Raw genomic sequence first — 17,998 nt, forward strand, 5'->3', positions numbered from 1 at the left:
ACGGTAAGATCATGTTAGAACCGCACAAGCTCGCGCGACGGCGGCGATCCGGGATGCGGACGCGCCTTCTTCCAAGCGGATTGTGACAGCGCCAACGGTGATCTCGGGACGGCTAGCTTTTTTAATGGGCGACTCCGCAATGGGTGGATCGACGATCATCGTTGCAAACTCCACCGCATCTTCGGGTGCTGGCAGAACCAGCTTGCCCTGCCGCGCCATTGTCCGCCAGGTCGACAGGCGGTTTGGCTTCAAGCCATGTCGTTCTGCCACTTCGTTGACCAAAGCACCTGGCCGAAGGCTCTCTGAAACGATCTGTGCCTTAACGTCGTCTGGCCAATGCCGATGCGTCTCACGTCCAGACTTCCTGGTTGTGAGAACCTCCAATGTAGTCTCCATGGAGAAACTCCCGTTGCTCATCCATGGATAGGCGATCACAGATTAAGGCGGCGAGGACAACGTGGGAGCGGAGCAGCGGTTACAGATTTGCGAAACGCGTGTGCGTTATGGGTATCGCCGTGTACAAGTGCTCCTGGAGCGCGAGGGATGGCGCCCGAACATCAAGCGAACCTATCGCAATTACAGGGACTTGGGCCTGCAACTGCAGAACAAGACCCCGAAACGCAGGGTCAAGGCGAAGCTACGGGAGGATCGGCAGAAGGCTATCGGACCGAATGATGTCTGGGCGATGGACTTTGTGCATGATCAACTCGCGACCGGCAAGAAACTGCGTGTCCTGACCGTGGTCGATACGTTCTCGCGCTATGTTCCGGTTCTTGATCCGCGACATAGCTATCGCGGTGAAGAGGTCGTGCAAACGCTCGAACGGATATGCCGCCAGGTGGGCTATCCGAAGACGATCCGTGTCGACCAGGGGACGGAGTTTGTGTCTCGCGATCTCGACCTCTGGGCTTATGCCAGGGGCGTGACCCTGGACTTCTCACGTCCGGGCAAGCCCACGGACAATGCCTTCATCGAGGCGTTCAATGGTCGCTTCCGGGCTGAATGCCTGAACCAACACTGGTTCCTGACCCTTGCGGATGCCCGCGAAAAGATAGAGGATTGGCGCAGAGACTATAATGAGGTTCGGCCACATGGCGCGATCGGTAACAAAGCCCCGATCACTCAGATGTATTCGGGAGGCGCAACCAGCCTGCCTCCTTGAATGAAGCCGGAAAACTCCACCCTCCGCTGGTCCAGAAAACTGGGGCGGTTCAGATTGTTTCAACCCTAGTCGCTGCCGGATGAAGGTTCAGTGGCAGGTCAGTAACAGGAAAAGCTAGTCGCCGAATGTGTAAGCATAACCCCCTTGTCCATGCTATCGAACTGAAAACAAGCTTATTTTTTAGTACGCAGAGCTTGGTCAAGTCAGCAGCCTTTCACAGGCGCTGAGATAATGTTGATGGATTTTCTCGAATGAAAATTCTTCCATATGGCGCCGACGAGCGGCGTAACGAGCGGAATTCCATCGCTCGTCGTCACTTGCAACAGCACCGATAGCGTCATCGAGACCAGCTTCATCCTTGAAGTAAAATTGGCCGTCACCTGCAACCCATTTGTTGAAGCGGTTGTCGTGCGCGATTACGGCGTTGCCTGCGCCAAGCGCTTCTACAAGCGAAGGGTTCGTGCCGCCAACCTGGTGACCATGCAGATATGCCCTGGAATGGAACCGTAATGCAGAGACTGTGGCGGGATCATAGATTGCGCCGGGGAATATCACTTCGTCAGAGGCCGCCCCCTTTACTTCCCTGTGATACAAAATCTCTTCCTTGAAGGAGCCAAGTACGACGAGTTTCATGTGTCTCTTTTTACAGGAGAAAGTTCTGACAATTTCAAGAATGGAATTTTCCGGCTCAATTCGTGCGATCGACACCAGATAACGGCCTGACTCAATGCCGAGGGGTGTAATCAACTCGACTGGAGCATCAGCTATCACCTGGGAAGCATAAGGGATAATTTCAATATTTCGGGTACCATGACGGGACAAATGACGCGCGATTTCAGGATGGTCCGCGATTGGTGTGTTACAGATATGAGCACCGACGATTTCGTTGATCCAAAGCCAGATCTTGGCGTGCAAACTCCATTTGTCGCGCTTCCACTCAATTCCGTCCATGTTCATCAGTACTTTGCGTCCCCAAAGGCGCTGAAGTATCGACAGAACTGCTGTATTGTAGCCGAGAACCAGATCTATGCCAGGCCGTTTCAGGACATCCCGAACACATTTCAAGTCGAATTTCATAGTCGAAGCTGGACCATTGCCGCGAGAGAGTATGTGGACACGATGGACACCTTCCCACGTATCCTCAGAATAGTCCGCTGGCGCACCGGGCTCGTCTTTGTCGTGCTGGCAATAGACCGTAACGGTCCATCCCTTCTCAACTAGCCAGGTCGTGAAGTAATGGGCAAATGTCTCAAATCCACCATGTGCCGCAGGAATACCGCGTATGCCGAGAATATTTAAATGCTTCTGCACAACTATCTTCCACAAAATGGTCTTTGCCTGTCGGGGAACTAGCTCGCACCGGCTTACTAAAATGGCAAAAACGTATCAAAAAACGATAGGATCACGTCCCTTTTAGGTAAGAAAAACAGCGGTCAGACCGCTGGCTTGCTACTAGAATTGGCACATCTCCACTTGTGATGTGCAAGGTGGTTGAGTTGGCCGGCTGACCGGCAATGAAACAAATTGGGCTTTGGGTTGAATGATGGCTGTCAAAACAACACATGCCAATTTGGGCGACTTAAGCATCGAGGACGTCCAGCAATCGTCGGTCGCAAGCCTCCTGGGTAAAACTTGAGACAAAACGCAAATACCCCTCTTTGCCCCAGTTTCTCACAGTTTCGGGAGAGACCAGACAAGTCTGAATGACTTTGGAGAGAGCCTCTTCATCTGCCGGGGGAACAAGTGCGCCGGTTTTCCTATCAACGACAATTTCTCGAAGGCCACCGTGGTTCGTTGCTATAACAGCGCATTCGTATGCCATGCCTTCAATGGCAACGCGTCCAAAAGGTTCAGGCAGCGTAGAGGGGACCACAACAACATCAGCAGCGATATATTCAGCGCTTGGGTCTTCAACAAAGTCGATCATTTCGACGATATTACCCAGACCTTTCCGCTTGATTTCAGCGGTAAGGTCGTCACGAAAATGGACCTGGTCCTTGTAAACACCGCCGACGATACGCACTGACAAACGCTGCCTTACCCCCTCAGGCAATAATGCACAGGCCCCAATGAGTTGGGCCTGCCCCTTCCAAGAATTCAACCGACCGATGCATAGAAGTTTAAGCCTTTCCGAACCATCATAACGCTGCTTTTCATAGGTAGCCGGAATGCTAAAGCCGTTGTAAACAACTGCCTGTGCTTGGTTAGCTGGCAAGCGAAATGCTTCCTTGGCCGCTTCTGAGTTGAACAGCACCTTTGCTCCACTCAAAAGCAGTAGTAAACGGATGACCCTCATCGCCAACCCGACGGGTATTTCTCGAACGTGAACCACCACCTTCTTGCGGGTTAGAATTGCGGCAATTAGGAAGTCCAGAACAACTGCGGTGTCGATATAGATTCTATCGTTTGTCCAAACGTCACGAATGGCGCGAGCCACTGAAGCCAGATTGCGTGGCAGTCCGACTGTGACGTTCTTCGCGAAGTCCGCCTTGCGCAGAACCCAAAGGGGGCGGCTTTTCGCCTGTTTCAGATTCGCGTCGGCAATAAGCTCATCAATCGGTCCGGTCTCAGGAAGAAGTATCTCGGTTTGAAAACGGTCAGATCTTTCCAACGCGGCAACCGCTGCAACGAAACTCCTGTCTGAACCGTATTTTTCAACGTTTGGGTGGATACAGAGTATTTTCTTTTTCAAAATTCGACCTTTCTCTGAAATAACGATTAGCAAATCGTATTCTATCTACCCAGAGTGCGGCATTTATTATTCCGCGGTGAATCTTCTAGTTGCCGGAAAACGGTCTATCAGATGCTTTATGCATCAGTCGGCTCCGAACAAATCACGAGTAAATACCTTTTCCGCGACGTCAGATATTTCGGCGGTCAAGCGGTTTGCCACGATAATTTCCGCCTCAGCTTTGAAGGCATCCAGATCGCGCAGTACGCGTGAACCGAAGAACTTATCTTCTTCTAGAACCGGTTCGAAGACAATAACTTCAATACCCTTGGCCTTGAGCCTTTTCATAATGCCCTGAACGGAAGATTGCCGGAAATTGTCAGATCCCGCCTTCATGACCAATCGGTGAATGCCAACAACGCCGGGTTTGCGGGCTATGATCTGTTCGGCAAGAAAATCCTTGCGGGTGCGGTTGGCATCCACGATAGCCGCAATCAGGTTCTGTGGAACCTCTGAATAGTTCGCAAGAAGCTGTTTCGTGTCCTTGGGTAGGCAGTATCCACCATAGCCGAATGATGGATTATTGTAGTGGTTGCCAATGCGGGGATCGAGGCTAACGCCATCAACTATCTGGCGTGTATCGAGCCCGCGTGACAGCGCATAGCTATCCAGTTCATTGAAGAAGGCAACACGCATGGCCAGATAAGTGTTTGCGAAGAGCTTGATAGCTTCTGCTTCTGAAGGGTTCGTGAAAAGAATGTCCACGTCCTTCTTTATTGCCCCTTCAAGAAGCAATTGCGCAAATTGTTGAGCCTTGTCCGAGCGTTCGCCCACAATGATGCGGGATGGATACAGATTGTCGTAAAGCGCCCTTCCCTCTCGAAGGAATTCTGGTGAGAAGACAATATTTTTTGTGCCTAACTCAGCTCTAATACGCTCCACGTAGCCAACCGGAATTGTCGACTTTATGACGATCATCGCCTTGTCATTGCACTTCAGGACCTGATTGAGGACTAGCTCGACGCTTGATGTATCGAAGTAGTTATTGACAGGGTCATAGTTGGTTGGCGTAGCGACGATGACAAAATCGGCATTAGTGTAGGCTTCTTGTGGGTCGATTGTAGCACTTAAGTCTAGTTTCCTATTAGAGAGGGCATCTTCAAGCTCCTTGTCAAGTATCGGGCAGGTACCAGCATTCACAAGATCTACACGCTTACTGGAAACATCGACTGCTACAACATTGTGGTTTTGAGCAAGAAGTACGGCGTTAGAAAGACCCACGTATCCAAGGCCCGCTACAGCAATTTTCATTCCAGATACCCTATTTTAAGAATTCGTTTCGTTTAGAAAATTGTTTTCAAGGTCGGCTAGATCGCCTCGGTATATTGCCCTTTTGTCGTATTTTTCCGGTCTTGTGTCATCTCAAATCAAAAAAGTTCCAATAAAATCTGCCTAGGCAGAGAATCCTAGTTTTCGTAAACGGCTCAGATTGACATAAAAAGCCTCTCTGAATTGCCCTGAACATTGGGCCAAAAATCCTTGAAAATTTGTGATCGAAGAAAACAGCATAATTGCCGCTATGTAAAGGTAATCTTCCCCCTGAGCAGATTTCCCGGGCCACCTCTCCGCAATCTGCACATCAGCGTAATCACAATAAAAGCCTCGCCTGCCAATGCGGGTCCTTGCAACATCGTTCAAACCCAGTTTAAATCGCGCCAGGTGATAGGCTGCCGATTTGGTTGATGCTCGATTTTGATATTGCCCCAAATGATTCGATGACGAACACTTTATTCAATCTGATTCCGATAGACATTTGAGTACTACATTTGAATTTTTTTGAAAGGTTGATTGCATGAGAGAATCCTCTCCCAACTCCCGAAATAGCGTTTTTCTTATTGTTGGTTCGATGAAATCAGGGACCACATCGCTCTTCAATGATATGGCCAAGCATCCGGCAATATTCTCGCCGTCGGTCAAAGAACCTGATGATCTGGCAGACGATGCCGTACTGACTGATGCGGGGCGGAAGAAATATTATAATCTTTTCAAAGGTGCCAAGCCGGATCAATGGATTGGGGAAGCTTCAACTGCCTACGCGAAGTATCCGGACATCAGCGGCGTACCCCAGCGCGCCCTCGAGATTCTCGGGCCCGAAACAAGGCTGATCTTCATCGGGCGTGATCCGGTGGAGCGGCTCCGAAGCCACTACCGTCACGAAATTCAAAACCGGAACTTTACCAAACCTCTACGTGAAGTGCTGACGGACTGGCCGATCCTAGAGCGTGTTTCCGATTATGATCTGCAGCTTGCTCAGTGGCTGGAAGTCTTCAGTCGTGACCAACTACTGGTCCTGAGAATGCAGGATTACAATCGGGAGCCGAAGACAACACTAAACAGAGTGTTCCGCTTTCTCAATTTGCCAGCGCTTGAAGAGGTTGGGCCAGTCGAAGTTGGAGAAGTAGCCAATAGCTCTGCTGGAAAAAGGCAGCCACACGGACTTATGCGGACGATCATGTATTCCGACTTGATGCAGCGTAATATCAAGCCGCTTATCCCGCGAGTTCTTCGAAGCGCCCTGCAAAAATTACTCATACCAAAGGGCGTTAGCTGCTTTGATGACGAGCTGCCGCCTGAGATGGAGCAAGAACTCCGCGCACGCATGACGAAAGCGACGAAGAACTTTGAGCAGTTTGCAGCTGAAGATTTACAACGCTATGCACTTTAGAGCGTCTGGGGCACAGGCTGTAGTTAATCACTTCCAAGGCAAGTTGGGATAATAGAGGTGCAGGAGATCGCCATAGAGTGGCTTTCGTCATACAACCCCGGACGGCCCAACATTGGCTTTGGCGGAATCAGATCCGCTCAGAGACTGAAGATGGCCGCCTGAATTCTATCGCTGAACCCCGCTAAAATGGGGGCATTGCAGTTTCCCGAGAAACTTGGCTCTTCGCGGATGGATTCCATGATTAGTATTCAGTCGGTAAAATTAACCTGTATTTCAAAAACAACTTGCGCTCAGAAGGGGATTTAGCGTCTAAAGGGATCAATCTATTTTATATTATTTACACAGCATGAATTTTCGGTATCAGCAATTATTTCACGTAAATTGGAGTTGAACTGTGCAGTTCAAAGACACCAAGATCAACGGCGTTAAAATAATTTCGCCGGTTCGCCGTGGCGACCATCGCGGCTATTTCAGCGAAGTGTTCAAAGACAACTGGTTTTGCGAAAACGTCGCGGATGTACGCTTTGTACAGGACAATGAGTCCCTTTCCATTGAGCCAGGCACCGTACGCGGCCTTCACTTCCAATTGGACCCCTTTGCCCAAGGCAAGCTTGTGCGGTGTATCAGCGGCGCCCTTTGGGATGTTGCCGTTGATCTCCGCCGGGAATCCCCGACTTACGGAAAGTGGTTTGGTTGCGAGCTTTCTGCTGAAAACGGCACCCAGCTGTGGTTGCCGGCAGGCATGGCACACGGTTTCATGACAATCGCCCCTGGTACGATCATTTTCTACAAGGTCACGGCACCTTACAGTGCAGAAAACGATCGCGGGCTGCGCTGGGACGATCCGGAAATTGGCATCGAGTGGCCGAATACAGCAAGCCCGATTTTATCTGAAAAGGATGAGAAGCAGCCACTTTTGCGGGACCTTCCTACATATTTCCATGTCGCTGTATAGGAGAATGCATAGTGCGGGTATTGGTAACTGGAGGTGCAGGCTTTATCGGTTCTGCACTCGTGCGCTATCTGGTCAGTGAAGTTGGCTGTGAAGTTTTGAACATCGATAAGCTGACCTATGCAGGTAATCTTGCATCGCTGAAGCCGGTTGAAAACAATCCGAACCACCGTTTCCTTAAGGCTGATATTTGCGACCAGAACGCAATATCTGAAGCATTCGAGAGCTTTAAGCCGGACTACGTCATGCATCTGGCGGCCGAAAGCCATGTGGACCGATCGATAACCGGGGCAGGTGACTTTGTGAATACAAATGTGATCGGCACCTTCAATATGCTGGAAGCGGCACGCCGTTATCGAAACAACCTGCCGGAACCGCGCAAATCCACCTTCCGCATGCTGCATGTTTCCACCGACGAGGTCTATGGATCTCTGGGTGAAAAGGGTCTCTTTGAGGAAACCACACCTTACGATCCATCGTCACCTTATTCTGCCTCTAAGGCGGCGAGCGACCATCTGGTTTCGGCCTGGCAGAGAACTTATGGTTTTCCGGCGGTTATTTCCAACTGCTCAAATAACTATGGGCCGTTCCACTTCCCTGAAAAGCTGATCCCGTTGACTATCCTCAACGTCCTTGACGGCAAGCCTTTGCCAGTCTACGGCAACGGCGCGAACATTCGTGACTGGCTCTATGTGGAAGACCACGTCCGCGCTTTGTGGCTGATCGTCCGCGATGGTCGCCTCGGTGAGAGATACAATGTCGGAGGCCGCAACGAGCGTCGCAACATTGATGTTGTCAAACGAGTTTGTTCGATCATGGACGATCTTCGCCCAGAGAGCGCACCATACGAGGATCTGATTGCTCACGTTACTGATCGACCAGGGCACGATGCGCGCTACGCCATTGACGCAACCAAACTGGAATCCGAACTTGGTTGGAGGGCGCAGGAAAATTTCGACACCGGCATTCGCAAAACTGTTGAATGGTATTTGAATAACGAGTGGTGGTGGAAACCGCTTCGTGAAGGTGTTTATTCCGGCGAACGTCTTGGTGTTTTGAAAAAGGCTTGATTGTGAAACTGGCAGTAACTGGCAAAAACGGACAAGTCACACGCTCACTTCAGGCGTTGGCGAGCCCAGATCTTCAAATTGAGGCCACCGGAAGACCGGAACTGGATCTGGCAGATCCAGGAAGTGTTGTATCGGCCCTGAGCGACGTTCAAGCGGATGCAGTGATCTCCGCTGCGGCCTACACTGCGGTGGACAAGGCGGAAAGCGAGAGCGAAATTGCTTCTGCCGTCAATCGCGATGGTGCAGGCACCGTTGCAGCTGCGGCGAAAAAGCTAGGCATTCCAGTTCTTCACCTCTCCACGGACTATGTTTTCGACGGCTGCAAAAACGGACTCTACGTAGAAACTGACGGCTCTGGCCCCATCTCGGTCTATGGCAAGTCCAAGCTGGAGGGCGAGCAGGCAATTGCCGCGGCGACCCCCAATTTTGCGATGTTCCGTACAGCATGGGTTTATTCAGTCTACGGCAACAACTTGGTGAAAGCGATGCTGCGGCTTGCAGAAACCCGCAACGAACTGAATGTTGTGTCAAATCAGGTCGGTTGCCCGACCAGTGCGCACGATTTCGCCACCTCACTGGTGGATGCGGCCAAACAAATGATTACAGGTTATGCCACCGAACTACGTGGCATATTTCACCTCGCAAGCTCAGGCGAAATGAACTGGGCGGGGTTCGCACGCTACATCTACGAACTTCGCGCGGAAAAGACCGGCAAATCGATGCTGGTGAACGATATCCCGACATCGCAATATCCCACACCGGCCAAACGCCCCGCCAACTCCCGCCTCGGCTGCTCCAAAATAAAATCTGCGTTCGGCATTACGATGCCGGACTGGCAAATTTCCACGCGTCAGGTTATTGAAACTCTATTGGAAGAAACCGGAGAAACTTCATGAAAGGTATCATTCTCGCGGGAGGCAGCGGCACGCGCCTTCATCCAATGACAATTGCAATCAGCAAGCAGATCATCCCGGTGTACGATAAACCGATGATCTACTACCCGCTGACGACGCTGATGTTGGCCGGGATCAACGAAATCCTGATCATTTCCACCCCGCACGATATGCCCATGTTCCAGAAGCTTCTGGGCGACGGTTCACAATGGGGGATTTCCCTCAGCTATGCCGAACAGCCAAGTCCTGACGGGCTGGCGCAAGCCTACATGATCGGCGCAGATTTTGTAGCAGGCTCGCCTTCATGTCTGATCTTGGGAGACAACATCTACTATGGGCATAGACTTCCCGAGCTAATGACGGACGCACAGAACGTCGATCATGGTGCAACAGTCTTTGCCTACCACGTCACCGACCCCGAGCGTTATGGAGTAGTCGATTTTGATGAAAGCATGAAGGCAATTTCGATCGAGGAGAAACCGGAGAAACCGAAGTCCAACTGGGCGGTCACCGGGCTTTATTTCTACGATTCTGAGGTCGTTGATATCGTAGCAGATCTCAAACCTTCGGCACGCGGGGAATACGAGATCACTGACGTCAATCAGCATTATCTTGACCGCGGCAAACTCAAAGTATCCATCATGGGTCGTGGCTATGCCTGGCTCGACACCGGAACGCCCGAAAGCCTGCTGGAAGCCGGTGAATTCGTCCGAACGCTGGAAAAGCGCCAGGGTTTCAAAATGGCCTGCCCCGAAGAGATCGCCATGGCCAAGGGGTTCATTTCAAAAGCCGATTTTGCGAAGATTGCTGAAAATTCTGGAAAGGGAGACTATGGCAAATATTTGCGCGCGCTGGCTAGATAAATTTTGTTGATCTGAATTGAGATTATCAAAGCTTTGACCACGAATGTGGAGCAGATCAACACTTCTCTTCTGACGCTAAGGTAAGCTGGTTTCATATGTCATTTGGGTCCGATAACGAAGATGATGGAATTGGGCGGGCAGTTTTGCTCGCAGCTTGGCTCGTTGCCATTTCTCTTGACAAGTATGCTGTATTTTTGGGGGCGGTCATCATCGCCTGGCAGATTTTGAAAACTGGCAAGCTTCAGCTCTCCGGACTTTATGTGACGCGACCTGTTTTGCTGCTCATTATCATCGGCGCGATAAGCGGGGGTTTTGAGCTCAGGTTCACTTTTTGGGACTACATGCGCGACGCAATTCTATTGTTGCGCGTGCCTTTGATTGCTATAGTGAGCGCCCTCATCGTCGGAAATCAAATGTCTGAGCGCAACTTCGCCAGGGCTATTGTCATGGCCGGCACCTTCCTCGCTGCCGTTTATCTTATTCGGTATATGGGCATGGGGGGCGATGAACTGACACGGCGTGCGTTGCAAACTGGTGTCGGTCGCGGTTATGTGCTGGCCGTCTTCGCGATATTTACATTACTATTCGGACCCAATTTACGATGCGTCTCCTTCACGAGCATACTATTTAAAACTGGTCTTTCGGCTATGTTGATGTATTCCGTTGTTGCGTCAACATCCCGAACTCTGCTCCTGTTGCTGGCATATTTTTTCGTCGCCAAAGTGTGGATTGCGCTGAGAGCTCCTTTTGGGTTCCTGCTCAGCATCGTAGTTGGAGTCGTTGCAATTTTGTCCTTCCCACCTGTTCTGGAAGGTATTGGCCGATTTGTAGATTCACTTGGCAACCCGCAGCTTAGCAGTTTTATCGGTGAGCTTGTGGCCAGCGATTTTGGTAGCTTTTCTCAGATCAACGATGCCTACCGTGCATTCGAGGCTTCAAGGGGTTGGGAAACTTTCATCAACGGCAGCAGTTGGTCGTATTTGTTTGGGCAGGGCCTCGGGGCGCGGGTCGATCTTGGGGTCAGTGTCGTATTGGGCGCTCAATCCGCTAACCTAACAAGCTATACCACAGTTCCATTTGGCCACGTCGCCGGTGTGACTGCCCTGGTGAAATTCGGCGTGATTGGGTTCCTAATTTACTTCTGGACATTGTTTACACTGTCATGGCTAGGCCCGACTTCCCGCAAGCCGTTTTTCTCTGTAATTAACCATGGCTCCATCATTTTGTTGGCGCACATATTTCTGACTTTTCAGGGCCTTTTTTCAACGCTCAATCTTTTCACGGCCACACTGGCGCTTGCCTCGGCCAGCACAACCCTGCTGCATGCTGATGCAAAACAATCCAAATTGGCTACGGAGCCTGCCACAGGGCAACCCTGCAAGAATACGACAAAGGCGCTATCGCACGCATGAAGCTCGGAAGCCTCCTGAGATCAATGATGATGATGTTGCTAGGCTCAAGTGGTGCCATGGTCATCAGTTCTCTATCAGTCCTCCTTCTTACCCATTATGTGGGGCCTGAAGTCTATGGCATCTACCAAGCGGTAGATGCACTCGCTATGATTTTCGCAGTTGGCGGCCTATTCGCAGTCGATAAGGCATTCTTTATCAGCCGGTCTCGTGGTGAAGATGAGCGAATTGTCGCTATAGGATTGGTGGCCTTGGGCTGCTCCTGCATAGTTGCTCTCGGGGTGCTTTGGCTGCTCATCGAATTTGGAGGAATGCTCGACGGCGGCATGAGCATTATGATGGGAGCATATCTTCTGTTCTCTATTTTCTCGCGAGGGCTGTTTTCGCTTGCCCGAAGCTACCATATCCGTGACACAAGATACCGCAAAGTGTACGTTGGTGAACTGATGCGCGCCATCGGTCTGCTGGTCGGGCGGACTGTTGCAGCATTCACAATGCCAAACCTCATGGGGTTACTCCTCAGTGGTCTGTTTGGTTCATTCTCGGGCACCCATCGGATCGTACGCGATCTTTACCCCTACATTCGGTCAGGATTTAGGAAAATTGGTGACCGGCGGTTTCGCGCGATGGCGTTCAAGCACAGGCGCTTCCTGCTGCTTGAAGGGTGGGGGGGCTTCATGCGTCCGCTGGGGCAGAGAGGTATCATCATCCTGGTGGCTCCGCTGTTCGGGCCACAGCAAGCAGCGATCGCCTCAATGGCATTTCTATTGTTGCTCCAGCCTCTTCAGATCGCCGTGAACGCAGTGGTTGATGTCGTTCGCTCGAGGCTTGGACTGGCAATGCGCGGAGTTTCTATGAAGGGGGATCTCAGATATGCGCGGCTGATGCCCATTTGGGTCATCGGCATAACACCCCTAGCGCTTATCGCGGGAATTACTCTCATCGAGCTTCTATCGCCGATCATTTTGGGAGATGGATGGCAAGACATCGGAACTGCGTCCATGTCCATGGCAGCGCTCATATACGGGCTTATGATTGCACGGGCACTGCAATCAGTTTATTCTCAGTTCTCACGACAGGATATGGCATTGCTAATTGACTCAACAATGTCAATCGGCAGCCTCTCTCTGATATTTTTGTTTTGGCTATTGGGCCTTCCAATACGGCAGGTCTATTTCTGGACCGGACTCTCTTTGCTACTGTTTCTGTCGGGTTTTCTGATCCATTTTTACCTCTGGAAGAAAGCGGATCGGGGTTCCGATGAAATTTCTCCTTAATCAAGATCTTAATCGTGTGATTCACTATTCCAATGTCCGTCGTCGAATGATTATGGACAGAATGGGGTCGGGTGACCTGCCACTGAACTTTCATCCGGCAGCGACTAGGGTTGAAACAATCTGAACCGCCCCAGTTTTCTGGACCAGCGGAGGGTGGAGTTTTCCGGCTCTGATCACGATGGCGGGCTGGTCGCGCCACCGGGATTATGCAACGCGATCGGGACGTTGTATCCGATCGCCGAATGAGGACGATCCTCATTGTAGTGTCTACGCCAATCCTCCAACTTTTCGCGCGCATCCGCAAGGGTCATGAACCAGTTCGCGTTCAGGCATTCCGGACGCAGCTTGCTGTTAAAGGCTTCGATGAAGCCGTTGTCAGTCGGTTTGCCAGGCCGCGAGAAGTCTAGCCTAACCTTGTTCACATAGGCCCAGAGATCGAGGTCACGGGAGATAAATTCGCTGCCATAGCACGTCGGGAAGCAGTGCTGTCGATAGGTTATGGCCAGCCGCGGAGCCCCAAATAGCGTAGTGGGTGGCCATAACCGGTCCCAGGTCTCAACAGTGGTTTTGCTGAACCACACCGCTGAGGAGACAGGTTATGACCATCAACCATACTACATCCGCGACCTTGCTAGTCGCCATCGACATTTCCAAGCATCGCCACGAGGTGCTGATCGGAATTCCAGGCAAGAGGCGCCGCCGGCGCATGACGGTCACCAATACACTCGAGGACTTCAGAAGACTGTCTGCGGCCCTAGCCAGCTACGATCTGCCGGTGCGGATCGGGTTCGAGGCGACCGGTAACTATCACCGGCCGCTGGCGCACCATCTCGGCCAGTATGGGTTTGAGCTGAAGCTCGTCTCTTCTGTCGGCCTCGCCCGGACACGGGAGGCCCTGCACAACAGCTGGGACAAGAATGACCCGAAGGATGCTCAGGTTATTCTGCACATGCTCGAGATCGGAGCAGTGCAGTTTTTCCATGATCCCCTGGTCGTCGGGACAGCAGACATTCAGGACCCACGAGATCGTCTCACGCTCCAAGACCGAGCTTTGGCACCGCATCCTGACGCATTACCTGCCACTCTACTTCCCCGAGGCTGAGCGGTTTCATCGAAGCTCTCGGACCGACTGGTTCCTGGCGTTTCTCGAGAAGTATCCGACACCGACGATGATTACGACCATGAACCGGGACGCCTTCATCGCAGATGCCTGGCAGGTGGTTGGCAAGAAGGTCTCCAAAGAGCGCTTGCTTTCAGACATTTATGCCACGGCCGTCGGCTCCGTGGGGCTGCCCGTGCATCCGGATTCCGACGCCGTTCGCATGTTCCGCCTTGTCCTTGCCGAAGGCAGAAGCCGTGTTCGCCAACGCAACGAGATCGAGTCCAGGGCAGTCGAGCTGCTCTCCGAGTTGCCGGACTATCAGTTGCTGACAACCATTCCCGGTATCGGTCCGATCAATGCCATGACCATCTTGGCCAAGGCAGGTGACCTGCGCCGGTTCCGACATCACCGGCAATTCCTGAAGTTCTGCGGCATGGACCTCGCCACTGTGCAGTCTGGCATGTTCCGCGGTCAAAGCCGGATATCGAAGTACGGCAACGCCCGCTTGCGTCGTACGCTCTGGATGGCCGGCCAGACTGCCGTTCTCAAGCGGACCAACAGCTTTCGTGACCAGTTCGAACGCTACATCTCGAAAGACCGACACAACGCTCATCTGCGTCGCAAGGCTTACACCGCGATCGCGGCAAAGATGGCGCGCACCGTACACGCCGTAGTTAAACACGGCGAAGCCTATCGCCCCTTCTTCGAGGGGGTGAGCCCAGGCGGAAGGACCTCTCTCTGACACGAGCCGTGGAGGCAGGCATCTGACCTCGTAGACAATGTTCGGGCCTTCTGCTTGGGAATTGGGATCTCGTATTAAGGACGGTGAGGGCCGCCATCGCGCGTACCCTGTGATTTGCTATGGAAGAGATCATTTCTTGACGGCAGAGCCCGTCTGGGCAATCTTGACAAGGCACCCGGGACACCGGATGCCCTATGACCTGCTGACCTAAGCAGCCAGATTTTCTCGACATAGGACGTTGTCGACCCGTATCGTCTTCGGGTAGCCGCCTTTCCTGCAAATCCGTTCCAGCGTTTGCACCACATCCTCACCACGATAGATAAAGCGCGGGTCGGTGGCCGGGCTGAAGCGGGAATGGATATCCACAATGGTCAGGATTCGCAGCTTCTTGCCTGCCGCGAGCGGCTCGTGAAATGTCAAAATTTCGCAACAACCAAATTCATAAAATTAAAGCGTCAAAAATATTTTGCCCAACAGGTGAAATATGGATTTGCGAAATCAGAGTCTTCTTTCTGAGAAACCTTACCATAAGACAGTTTCTTATTATCTATCCCGACCGTTATTCCACCCGCCGCCCGCAGGACAGCGTCACCTGCCGCCGTGTCCCATTCCATCGTCCGGCCGAACCGCGGATAAACATCCGCAAGACCTTCAGCAACAATGCAGAATTTCAACGATGACCCAACCGATGTAAAGTCAGTCACGCCAATTTCACGCATAAAGACCTCGGTTTCCGAGCTGTTGTGTGAGCGACTGGCGACGGCGATCAGCGCATCGCCTTTCTCACGCACATGGATCGGACTGGCTGTGGCAATGCCGCCGTCCCCGATCATCAACTTTTCAGCACCCGTCACAGTCGTCCGATAGGCAACCCTCTTGGCCGGCGCATAAACAATGCCAGCAACCGGAATGCCGTCCTCAATCAGTGCAATATTGACCGTGAAGTCTTCGCGCTTGTTGATAAACTCCTTGGTGCCATCAAGCGGATCGACAAGGAAGAAGCTCTTGCCCGAAACATCCGGAACCTTGCCGGCGGCAACCGATTCCTCGGCGACGACCGGAATGTCGGGAAAGGCCTTTTCGAGATGACGGAGGATAATCGCCTCGGCCTTCTCATCGGCGATGGTCACCGGCGAGGCATCGGCCTTGTAGGAAACGTCGATGCCGCCGTTGTAAATCTCCATGATGACCGCACCGGCCTCAAGCGCCGCCTCGAGAAAAACGTCCTGAAGCATGCTCAGTCCTTTTTCTCGAGATTGGTGAGATAATCCTCGATCCGGCTCGCCAGCTCAAATGGCTCGTGGCCGACGGTATGGAGATGCAGTTCCGGATTTTCCGGCGTCTCATAGGGCGACGAAATACCGGTGAAGTTTTCGATCTCGCCGGCCTGAGCCTTCTTGTAGAGCCCCTTGGGGTCGCGCTGGGCGCAGACCTCAATCGGCGTGTCGACAAAGACTTCGACGAACTCTCCGGCATCCATCAGATCACGCGCAAGACGGCGTTCCGAGCGGAACGGCGAGATGAAGGAAACCAGCACGATCAGCCCGGCATCGGCCATCAGCTTGGCGACTTCGGCAACGCGGCGGATGTTTTCAACGCGGTCTTCTGCCGTAAAGCCGAGATCGCGGTTGAGGCCATGGCGAATATTGTCGCCGTCAAGCATGTAGGTGTGCTTGCCCTTGGCGTGCAGGATCTTTTCCAGCGTATTGGCGACGGTGGACTTGCCGGAACCCGAAAGGCCGGTGAACCAGAGAACGGCCGGCTTCTGCGCTTTCAGCTCCGAACGCGCCGCCTTGTTGACTTCGGTCGCCTGCCAGTGAACGTTCTGGGCACGGCGCAGCGGAAAATCGATCATGCCGGCACCAACCGTTGCATTGGTGATACGATCAATAATGACGAAGTTACCAGTGGTGCGGTTGTCCTTATAGGCGTCGAAGACGATCGGCGCCTGGGTCGAGATGTTGCAGACGCCGACCTCGTTCATGTTCAGCGCCTTGGCCGCTTCATGGGCGAAGGTATTGACGTTGACATGATATTTGAGCGCGGTGATCGTCGCCGACGTGCTGTCGACCTCGGTACGCAGGATATAGGAACGCCCCGGGATCATCGGATTGGCATCGAACCAGATCAGCTTTGCCTGGAACTGGTCGGCAACGTTCGGGCGGGCCTCGGTCGCCACCAGAATATTGCCGCGGGATACTTCGATCTCGTCCTCGAGCACCAGGGTCACCGCCTGCCCGGCTTCGGCCGAGGGCAGGCTGCCATCCATCGTGACAATGTCCTTGATCTTCGATGCCTGGCCGGATTTCGCAACCGTGATCGTGTCACCGATCGCCACCTTGCCGGAGGCGAGCTGTCCCGAGAAGCCGCGGAAGTTCAGGTTCGGGCGGGTAACCAGCTGGACCGGAAAACGCACCGGACGCTCGACAAGATCGGATTCGATCGGCACGACCTCGAGATGTTCCAGCAGCGCCGGCCCGGTATACCAGGGCATGTTCTGCGAGCGCATCGTCACATTGTCGCCGAAACGGGCCGACATCGGGATCGGCACGATGGTCTCGAAGCCAAGATCCTTGGCGAATTCGAGATAATCCGCAACGATCCTGTCATAGACCTCCTGCGAATAATCCATCAGGTCGATCTTGTTGATCGCAACCACGATATGGCGGATGCCGAGCAGCGAGGCGATGTAGGAATGCCGCCGGGTCTGACGCAGGATACCCTGCCGGCTGTCAACCAGCACCACGGCAAGATCGGCGGTTGAAGCGCCGGTTGCCATATTGCGGGTATATTCCTCGTGGCCGGGCGTGTCGGCGACGATGAACTTACGTTTCGAGGTGGCAAAGAAGCGGTAGGCGACATCAATGGTGATGCCCTGCTCGCGTTCCGACTCCAGACCGTCCACCAGCAGCGCGAAGTCGATGTCCTCGCCAGTGGTGCCGTGCTTGGCGCTGTCACGCTCAAGCGAGGCGAGCTGGTCCTCGAAGATCAGCTTGGTGTCATAAAGCAGACGGCCGATTAGCGTCGATTTGCCATCATCCACCGAACCGCAGGTCAGGAAGCGCAGCAGCGACTTGCGTTCCTGTTCGGCGAGATATTCGATCATATCGCCGGAAACGTCGATCATATCGT

At 52.8% G+C, this 17,998-nt stretch carries 13 protein-coding genes and 5 pseudogenes; 10 read left to right on the forward strand and 8 right to left on the reverse strand.

All coding sequences use genetic code 11. The annotated features are described in order from the left end of the window. Positions 1-9 precede the first annotated feature (9 nt). Positions 10-396, reverse strand: a complete 387-nt coding sequence (locus tag HCK86_RS09965) for a transposase (protein ID WP_246739539.1) — start codon at positions 394-396, stop codon at positions 10-12. A 48-nt stretch (positions 397-444) separates the two neighbouring features. Here HCK86_RS09965 and HCK86_RS09970 point away from each other — a divergent pair. After that, positions 445-1,162, forward strand: a pseudogene (locus HCK86_RS09970) (IS3 family transposase); the annotation flags it as partial. Positions 1,163-1,360: 198 nt separating this feature from the next. Here the strand turns inward: HCK86_RS09970 and HCK86_RS09975 are convergent. From HCK86_RS09975 to HCK86_RS09985, 3 genes are all read right to left on the reverse strand, one after another. Then, entirely contained in the window at positions 1,361-2,473 is a 1,113-nt protein-coding gene (locus tag HCK86_RS09975) for a DUF1972 domain-containing protein (RefSeq protein WP_176084315.1), read from the reverse strand. A gap of 268 nt (positions 2,474-2,741) precedes the next feature. Then, on the reverse strand, positions 2,742-3,887 hold the full coding sequence (locus HCK86_RS09980) for a glycosyltransferase family 4 protein (RefSeq protein ID WP_176084316.1): 1,146 nt from the start codon (positions 3,885-3,887) through the stop codon (positions 2,742-2,744). A gap of 90 nt (positions 3,888-3,977) precedes the next feature. Then, positions 3,978-5,144 (reverse strand): nucleotide sugar dehydrogenase, encoded by a 1,167-nt coding sequence (locus HCK86_RS09985; RefSeq protein ID WP_176084317.1) that lies wholly within the window; start codon positions 5,142-5,144, stop codon positions 3,978-3,980. A 541-nt stretch (positions 5,145-5,685) separates the two neighbouring features. Here HCK86_RS09985 and HCK86_RS09990 point away from each other — a divergent pair. From HCK86_RS09990 to HCK86_RS10020, 8 genes and pseudogenes are all read left to right on the forward strand, one after another. After that, positions 5,686-6,558: a sulfotransferase gene (locus tag HCK86_RS09990; RefSeq protein WP_176084318.1), complete on the forward strand. Its 873-nt coding sequence runs from the start codon at positions 5,686-5,688 to the stop codon at positions 6,556-6,558. 48 nt (positions 6,559-6,606) lie between these two features. Further along, positions 6,607-6,720: pseudogene (locus tag HCK86_RS24070) on the forward strand (IS3 family transposase); the annotation flags it as partial. A gap of 232 nt (positions 6,721-6,952) precedes the next feature. Further along, positions 6,953-7,513, forward strand: a complete 561-nt coding sequence (rfbC, locus tag HCK86_RS09995; RefSeq protein ID WP_176084319.1) for a dTDP-4-dehydrorhamnose 3,5-epimerase — start codon at positions 6,953-6,955, stop codon at positions 7,511-7,513. Positions 7,514-7,524: 11 nt separating this feature from the next. Beyond that, entirely contained in the window at positions 7,525-8,580 is a 1,056-nt protein-coding gene (gene rfbB, locus HCK86_RS10000; protein ID WP_176084320.1) for a dTDP-glucose 4,6-dehydratase, read from the forward strand. A 2-nt stretch (positions 8,581-8,582) separates the two neighbouring features. Beyond that, complete coding sequence (rfbD, locus tag HCK86_RS10005; protein WP_176084537.1) at positions 8,583-9,476, forward strand: dTDP-4-dehydrorhamnose reductase; 894 nt, start codon at positions 8,583-8,585, stop codon at positions 9,474-9,476. Beyond that, positions 9,473-10,336 carry a glucose-1-phosphate thymidylyltransferase RfbA gene (gene rfbA, locus HCK86_RS10010; RefSeq protein WP_176084321.1) on the forward strand — a complete coding sequence of 288 codons (864 nt, stop codon included), beginning with the start codon at positions 9,473-9,475 and terminating at the stop codon, positions 10,334-10,336. Before rfbD ends, rfbA begins: the two co-directional genes overlap by 4 nt. A gap of 95 nt (positions 10,337-10,431) precedes the next feature. Beyond that, positions 10,432-11,748 carry a hypothetical protein gene (locus tag HCK86_RS10015; protein ID WP_176084322.1) on the forward strand — a complete coding sequence of 439 codons (1,317 nt, stop codon included), beginning with the start codon at positions 10,432-10,434 and terminating at the stop codon, positions 11,746-11,748. A 23-nt stretch (positions 11,749-11,771) separates the two neighbouring features. After that, a complete protein-coding gene (locus HCK86_RS10020; RefSeq protein WP_176084323.1) occupies positions 11,772-13,022 on the forward strand; it encodes a hypothetical protein in 1,251 nt (416 codons plus the stop codon). A gap of 173 nt (positions 13,023-13,195) precedes the next feature. Here HCK86_RS10020 and HCK86_RS10025 read toward each other — a convergent pair. Next, positions 13,196-13,486 (reverse strand): annotated as a pseudogene (locus HCK86_RS10025) (integrase core domain-containing protein); the annotation flags it as partial. A 134-nt stretch (positions 13,487-13,620) separates the two neighbouring features. Here HCK86_RS10025 and HCK86_RS10030 point away from each other — a divergent pair. Further along, positions 13,621-14,866: pseudogene (locus tag HCK86_RS10030) on the forward strand (IS110 family transposase). A 240-nt stretch (positions 14,867-15,106) separates the two neighbouring features. Here the strand turns inward: HCK86_RS10030 and HCK86_RS10035 are convergent. From HCK86_RS10035 to cysN, 3 genes and pseudogenes are all read right to left on the reverse strand, one after another. Next, positions 15,107-15,277: pseudogene (locus HCK86_RS10035) on the reverse strand (IS3 family transposase); the annotation flags it as partial. Positions 15,278-15,321: 44 nt separating this feature from the next. Beyond that, positions 15,322-16,101, reverse strand: a complete 780-nt coding sequence (cysQ, locus tag HCK86_RS10040; protein ID WP_176084324.1) for a 3'(2'),5'-bisphosphate nucleotidase CysQ — start codon at positions 16,099-16,101, stop codon at positions 15,322-15,324. A 2-nt stretch (positions 16,102-16,103) separates the two neighbouring features. Continuing rightward, a complete protein-coding gene (cysN, locus tag HCK86_RS10045) occupies positions 16,104-17,993 on the reverse strand; it encodes a sulfate adenylyltransferase subunit CysN (RefSeq protein WP_176084538.1) in 1,890 nt (629 codons plus the stop codon). Between the last annotated feature and the right edge of the window lie 5 nt (positions 17,994-17,998).

Origin of the sequence: Martelella sp. HB161492 (assembly GCF_013184775.1) — a bacterium.
Lineage (GTDB): Bacteria > Pseudomonadota > Alphaproteobacteria > Rhizobiales > Rhizobiaceae > Martelella.

Coding starts and splice junctions, on each gene's coding strand:
- HCK86_RS09990 (WP_176084318.1), top strand. CDS start 5,686: ATGAGAGAATCCTCTCCCAACTCCCGAAATAGCGTTTTTCTTATTGTT.
- HCK86_RS10015 (WP_176084322.1), top strand. CDS start 10,432: ATGTCATTTGGGTCCGATAACGAAGATGATGGAATTGGGCGGGCAGTT.
- cysN (WP_176084538.1), bottom strand. CDS start 17,993: ATGATCGACGTTTCCGGCGATATGATCGAATATCTCGCCGAACAGGAA.
- HCK86_RS10020 (WP_176084323.1), top strand. CDS start 11,772: ATGATGATGATGTTGCTAGGCTCAAGTGGTGCCATGGTCATCAGTTCT.
- HCK86_RS09985 (WP_176084317.1), bottom strand. CDS start 5,144: ATGAAAATTGCTGTAGCGGGCCTTGGATACGTGGGTCTTTCTAACGCC.
- HCK86_RS09965 (WP_246739539.1), bottom strand. CDS start 396: ATGGAGACTACATTGGAGGTTCTCACAACCAGGAAGTCTGGACGTGAG.
- rfbA (WP_176084321.1), top strand. CDS start 9,473: ATGAAAGGTATCATTCTCGCGGGAGGCAGCGGCACGCGCCTTCATCCA.
- cysQ (WP_176084324.1), bottom strand. CDS start 16,101: ATGCTTCAGGACGTTTTTCTCGAGGCGGCGCTTGAGGCCGGTGCGGTC.